This window comes from Hyphomonas sp. BRH_c22, from assembly GCF_000961795.1.
GTDB lineage: Bacteria > Pseudomonadota > Alphaproteobacteria > Caulobacterales > Hyphomonadaceae > Hyphomonas.
In genome coordinates, this window is record NZ_LADU01000015.1 from 1 (window position 1) to 6,415 (window position 6,415).

Here is a 6,415-nt window from a genome sequence, read left to right on the forward strand (position 1 = left end):
GCCCCTGCGCTGCCGCCGCTGACCGCAAAGGCCGCCCCGGCAAAACCCACCAGCGTGATCGCGAAGGCGCGCAGCGACACCGCCTCGCCCAGCACCACCCGCGCCACGAAAGGCACCATCAGCGCCGCCGTGAACCCGATAATCGTCGCCTCGGCCAGCGCCAGCCGCGTCAGCGCAAAGAAGAAAAGGATCGCGCTGACCAGCTGCACCACCCCGCGCATCGCATGGAAGCGTATCGCCTCGCCGCGCGGCATCGCCCGGCGCTGCACCACGAACACCGCCGCCGCAATCATCGCCCCGAACAGGAAACGCCACGCGACCAGCTGCATCAGGCCCGCTTCCGGGGCCGTGCCCTTCACCAGCGCATCAATGCCGGACCCCATGCCAATGGCCAGGAACACGATCAATAACGGGGCAGACAGGAGACGCGCAATCATGCGCGCAGCTAACCAGCGCGGCTTGCGAAGTCCACCATTCCCGCGCGTCCGCCGTGCCGGGGGTCAGCCCGCCCGCAGGAAGGCGCCGGGATCAGGGTGCATCGCCCGGTGCAGGATGCCCGCGAACTGCGCCTCGCTCAACGGCTCGGCAAACCGCACGCCCACCACATTGCCCACCTGCCAGCGTTTCTCGCAGGTCTGCCGGATCGGCGCGGCATCAGGCCCGGCTTCCAGCAGCAGGTAGAAGGCGCGCGGCGCCTCCGCCGGGCCGGACAGGCGCAGGCACGCGCCGCGCACCGACACGTCCCGCACCGTGACATCCCAGGTCTCGCTCAGGCTGGCCAGCACGACCCGCCCGGGGGAATCGATCGTGGCACGGGGCACTTCCCGCTTGTTCTCGAAATGCGTCATCCTCGCCTCCACCCGCGATATCCTGCCGAGATACGCCGATTTTAATCCGCCCCCCTTGGCCAAACCTCTCAAAAACCGCGCGAATTTTCGCGGCTTGGGCAAGGGGCGGTTAACCGGGATGGGGGGCGGGTAAGGAGATGAGGGGGAGTAGGCAGAGTTACGCTCAAGTCTAGCGAAATCCAAATCTACTTGACTGAGCGCCAACTTCATCCCTTGCGCGAAAGTTAACAAGTCGTAAAGATTACATCTTGGGGGGCGTAGTAAGATGGGCGCAGCCGAAAATCCTAGGCGCTGGAAAGCACTTCGCAAATCCATCAACTTTTTCAGCCGATGGGGATTGATAATTGCCGGGCTGCTAGCAGCTGCGCTTGGGCTTGCACTGCTGGGATGGATCACTGCCCCCGATCTCTTTTCATTTATTGATCGGCAAGAGCTGGAAAGTGATATCTGGCTAGCTTTAGGTCTTATTATCGGTGGTTTCTTCACAGCCAATTGCTCTCGCGCACTACAGATTTGGAGCAGATTGAAACCTGTAACTCAAATACAACCAGCCAAGCGGGTCGCCGCTCAACACCGCATTGCCGACCAAGGGTTTCGGGAACTCTTCACATATCTGTTCACGGCGTTGACCACGCTGACCGCATTGACATTCCTGTCAGATGAACCTGGGGTTCTACCTTGGCCCTCGCTCAAATTGCACAACTCAGATATCGGCGTGAACGACGCCAGCATAGTTCAGGTGTCTGTTTTGATTGGCTGCCTGCTTGTGAGCTTGGTGCCGCTCATACTGGTCTTTTTTCTTCAAGCCCGAGCCGAACGAGAAGCATTTGATCGCGAAATTCTTAGAAGTGACGCCGTTCCTCCGTCTTCATTTTGGTTGGGCACCGCCCTGCTCGCTGGAATTATTGCGCTGGCTGTGTGGGCAGGAAAAGTATCCGCAAACGAAAAGGAGGGGGTCGAGGCCGGACTTTCGTACTGGATCACATTCGCTGTTGTGGCCCTGTTTGTAGCGTTCATCTTTCTCCCGCACATCCAACGCTACATTGATCAGTTAGCAGACAACGAACAAGATCCAACGCAACCAAAGGCAAGCACGCCATTACTGGTCGGAGCTCCGGCAATCGCCGCCAGCTGGATAGACTCGCTTATGGTCCGATTGATCGCCCCCTTGACCGGTGCCACCCAACACGGGCCGCTCGTGCCACACGGATTTGTCGTCCTGTCACTCTTGCCACTTACAGCCTTGGGCTTTGTCCTTCCGCAGCCCTTTGGTCTTGTTCCAATCGGCCTTGGAGCCTTGATGATTTTCGCTTTGGGTCGCCGGTGGGCATGGATCGAAGAAGACCGTGAACTCGCTTCTCGACTATTGCGTACCGACGCTCGTGAAATTCAGATTGGTTTCGAAAATGACCTCAAAGACGAAGCGCTTCTTGGCTACGCATTTCTTTTCATTTTGGTCCCTCTAGCACTTCACCAGATTAATGGGGTCGCAGGTGCCTTCACCGGCACAGATGGCAACGCAATATCAAATCCATTTTTTGCCTGGCTCAGCTTCTTTGGGGGAGAACTCGCCAAAGCAGTGCCATTTGTCGACTGGTGGGAAATTTACAATGTAAATATCGACACACCCATCATCGGCGACGCACCCGTTGCGAAGCACCTCACTTTTGCCGCCCGTGCAATGGTTGACCTGGTCATCATGGCAGCATTGCTTCAGGCAATTGGCATCTGGCAACGAAGCAGAGCCCAAGACCGCCTGTATGACGCAGGTCAGGTCGATGCATTCGATCCCTTCACAGAAGAACACTTCTTCAGACGAGGCATGAAGAAAGGGAAGGACGGGCATCTCCCACGGAAAAAATTCGAAGAGCGTATAGAAAAGCATTTGGAACTACGCCGGGACCTCGGTCTTCCGAAGAACCCCTATAATCCATTCCGACTAGGCGAATTGCTGCGCCATCCTGACAAGGAAATAAGCGACGGCGCTCTGTGGATGCTGGAACATTTCAATATTCTCGCTGGCACACCACTCGATCAGCTCATGCAGTTGTCGCAGCAATGGTACAGCGCGTGGTATTTTGGAACCGCCGAAAGTCCGGCCATTTCGACCCAACACGAAATAGAGCAAAAGGCATGGCGGCGGTTCGAAAAACTCAGGCTTGAATCGCTCCTGGCTGAACTTGTCGACGATGAAAAGGAACTCATTGCATACTCTATGAAGCGAGACGACATTGCACATCTGATGACCCTTGTAGCTTTGTCCGGAAGCGCTGTTGAATTTCACTTTGCCCGGGTCTTGTGCATGGAACTTCTGTCCCAAGCTCCCCACCCCTCAGCTTTCTGGGCTTTGGCGGCACAAGTTTGCCCAACGGGCGACAGCTTCGAAAACTACCGAGAGGTCATCGGCAGTGAATTTGGAGAAGCCGTGCAGAGCCCGGAGTTGGATTATCTGAACAGCCGGCACGGGCGATCTGAGATGCGCTCACTGTGTTATCGCGCAATCTTAGACCACTCTCATGCATATGAGGATGGCGACCTTATGCTCAATCAGATGCTGGAATTTCTCATGAATGTTGATGCCTCAGGAGAAGCGCTGGGTGCCGAATTGGACCTTCGACGGGCAATCACCATTTTGTCCGCCAGAGTGAGGCGATCACGCGATCACTGAAACCTCGTCCTCCGCACCCCTTTTCATGTCAGCAGCAACAGCAAACAAACCAAGAACACCCTAGACACTCCCCCTGCCCCGCGCCATATCTCTGGGCATGGCCCGCTCTCCCTCCAAATCCTCCGCAAAAACCGTCTCTGAAGCCCCGTCCGTGTTCACGCTGGACGGCCCGGCGCAGGGCGCCATCGAGACGCTCGCCCCGTCGATCTGGACGCCCCACCGGCCGGAGCGCGAATGGGACAAGCTGGAGGGCGGCAAGCGCTTCAAGGTCCACGCCCCCTATGAGCCCGCGGGCGACCAGGCCACCGCCATTCCCGAACTCGTCGCGGGCATCCAGGCCGGCGAGCGCGACCAGGTGCTGCTCGGCGCGACCGGCACCGGCAAGACCTTCACCATGGCCAAGATCATCGAGGCGACCCAGCGCCCCGCCCTCATCCTCGCCCCGAACAAGACCCTCGCCGCCCAGCTCTATGGCGAGTTCAAATCCTTCTTCCCCGAGAACAGCGTCGAATATTTCGTTTCCTATTACGACTATTACCAGCCGGAGGCCTATGTGCCCCGCGCCGACCTCTATATCGAGAAGGAATCTTCCATCAACGAGGCCATCGACCGGATGCGCCACTCGGCCACCCGCGCCATTCTCGAGCGCGATGACGTGATCATCGTCGCCTCCGTCTCGTGCATCTACGGCATCGGCTCGGTCGAGACCTACACGAGCATGACCTTCAAGCTCACGCCCGGCGACCTGATCGGCCCGCGCGCCGTGGCCGAGCGCCTCGTCGCCAACCAGTACACGCGCAACGACATTGCCTTTACGCGCGGCACGTTCCGCATCAAGGGCGATGTCGTCGACATCTTCCCCGCCCACTATGAAGACCGCGCCTGGAAGCTCTCCTTCTTCGGTGACGAGCTGGAATCGATCACCGAGTTCGACCCCCTTACCGGCGCCAAGATCCAGTCCCTCCCCGCCATCAAGATCTACGCCAACAGCCACTATGTGACGCCCCGCCCGACGCTCCAGCAGGCGACCGAGAAGATCAAGGCCGAGCTCAAGGCCACGATCGCGCACTTCGAGAAACACGGCAAACTGCTCGAGGCCCAGCGCATCCAGCAGCGCTGCCAGTACGATATCGAGATGCTGCAGGCCACCGGCTCCTGCAACGGCATCGAGAACTACAGCCGCTACCTCACCGGCCGCAAGCCCGGCGAGCCGCCGCCCACCATGTTCGAATACCTGCCCGACAATGCCCTCGTCTTCTGCGACGAGAGCCACCAGACCGTCCCCCAGATCGGCGCCATGTTCAAGGGCGACTTCAGCCGCAAGTCGACGCTCGCCGAATACGGCTTCCGCCTGCCCTCCTGCATGGACAACCGCCCCCTCAAGTTCGAGGAATGGGACGCCATGCGCCCGCAGACGGTGCATGTCAGCGCCACGCCCGGCAAGTGGGAAATGGAGCGCACGGGCGGCGTGTTCACCGAACAGGTCATCCGCCCCACCGGCCTGATCGACCCGCCCGTCGAGGTCCGCCCCGTCTCGAAGGACGGCGCCAACCAGGTCGATGATGTCATGGCAGAGGTCAAGGCCGTCGCCGCGAAAGGCTTCCGCTCACTGATCACCACGCTGACCAAGAAAATGTCGGAAGACCTCACCGAATTCCTCCACGAAAACGGCGTGCGCGTGCGCTACATGCACTCCGACATCGACACGATCGAGCGCATCGAGATCATCCGCGACCTGCGCCTCGGCGTGTTCGATGTCCTCGTCGGCATCAACCTGCTGCGCGAGGGGCTCGACATTCCGGAATGCGCCTTTGTCGGCATTCTCGATGCGGACAAGGAGGGCTTCCTGCGCTCCGAGACCAGCCTTGTGCAGACCATCGGCCGCGCCGCGCGCAATTCAGAGGCCCGCGTCATCCTCTATGCTGACCGTATCACCGGCAGCATGGAACGCGCCATGGAGGAAACCGCCCGCCGCCGCGCCAAGCAGGAGGCGCACAATTTGGAACACGGCATCACGCCCACCACGATCATCCGCGGCGTGCAGGACATTCTCGGCGAGCTCGGCGAGAAACCCGGCACCAAATCCCGCGCCCGCCGTGAACGCGACAAGGGGCTCGCCGAAGAAAAAGCCTTGCCACTTGCGGGCGAACCCGGCCACAACCTCAAATCAGTGATCGCGGATACAGAAAAGCGGATGCGCGAAGCCGCCGCCAACCTGGAATTCGAACAGGCCGCGAAACTGAGGGACGAGTTGAAGCGGTTGAGGGAAGTGGATTTGGGATTGAATTTGTAGGGTGCATTAAGCGAAGCGCAATGCACCGCAGCGGAACCCGCCTGGTGGGTATCGCTCCGCTCACCCTACACCCCCCTACGCCTCCGGCCGGGCATAGCCCATGGCCGCGTCATGCGCCGCGTAGTCCGCCAGCCCCTTCGCCTCGTCGGCGAGCCTTCGCTCCAGGTCATCCGCCAGCGTGTCATTGCCCATCACGCGCAGCATGCCTACCGCCTCGCGGATATGCCCGCGGAAGCCGATGAACCAGCCCTCCTCGGCGCGCAGGTAGATGTCCTCCATCAGCATCGCCTCATATTCTGGGTCCGGACCGAACAGCGCGAGGTTCACATCCCGCACCATCTGGCAGCAGTGGATGTACGTCGAATCAAACCGCATGCTGCCGTCGCGCACCGGCTCCATGTCTCTCAGCCCGTCATGCCAGGCCTCGCACACTTTCAGCATCAGCCGCCATTCGAAGGCATAGGCCCGCGCCTCCTGCGCCGCCTCGTGCGCCGCCTTGAGGCCGTGCGTCACCGGCGCGGCAAAGCTGATCAGGCTCTGCAAGCGCCGCGCCCCGCGCATGTCGGCTTCCGCCTCGGGGATCAGCCCGGCGTCCAGCAGCGCGCC

At 60.3% G+C, this 6,415-nt stretch carries 5 protein-coding genes; 2 read left to right on the top strand and 3 right to left on the bottom strand.

Annotation, left to right across the window (positions count from 1 at the left end; genetic code table 11):
• Both VR74_RS02285 and VR74_RS02290 read right to left on the bottom strand, forming a co-directional pair.
• Positions 1-437: EamA family transporter (locus tag VR74_RS02285; RefSeq protein WP_045694052.1), on the bottom strand; the 437-nt coding region annotated here is incomplete at its 3' end.
• A 63-nt stretch (positions 438-500) separates the two neighbouring features.
• Entirely contained in the window at positions 501-848 is a 348-nt protein-coding gene (locus tag VR74_RS02290; RefSeq protein WP_045694054.1) for a PilZ domain-containing protein, read from the bottom strand.
• A 265-nt stretch (positions 849-1,113) separates the two neighbouring features.
• Between VR74_RS02290 and VR74_RS02295 the strand changes: the two genes are divergently transcribed.
• Together VR74_RS02295 and uvrB are read left to right on the top strand one after the other, a co-directional pair.
• Positions 1,114-3,516, top strand: coding sequence for a hypothetical protein (locus VR74_RS02295; protein WP_299949389.1), 2,403 nt, complete (start codon positions 1,114-1,116; stop codon positions 3,514-3,516).
• A gap of 97 nt (positions 3,517-3,613) precedes the next feature.
• A complete protein-coding gene (uvrB, locus tag VR74_RS02300; protein ID WP_045694058.1) occupies positions 3,614-5,809 on the top strand; it encodes an excinuclease ABC subunit UvrB in 2,196 nt (731 codons plus the stop codon).
• Positions 5,810-5,884: 75 nt separating this feature from the next.
• Here uvrB and VR74_RS02305 read toward each other — a convergent pair.
• The coding region (locus VR74_RS02305; protein ID WP_045694059.1) for a hypothetical protein at positions 5,885-6,415 on the bottom strand (531 nt) is incomplete at its 5' end.

Excerpts from the sequence above, each read along its gene's own strand:
- VR74_RS02290 (WP_045694054.1), bottom strand. The coding sequence starts at position 848 with ATGACGCATTTCGAGAACAAGCGGGAAGTGCCCCGTGCCACGATCGAT.
- VR74_RS02295 (WP_299949389.1), top strand. The coding sequence starts at position 1,114 with ATGGGCGCAGCCGAAAATCCTAGGCGCTGGAAAGCACTTCGCAAATCC.
- uvrB (WP_045694058.1), top strand. The coding sequence starts at position 3,614 with ATGGCCCGCTCTCCCTCCAAATCCTCCGCAAAAACCGTCTCTGAAGCC.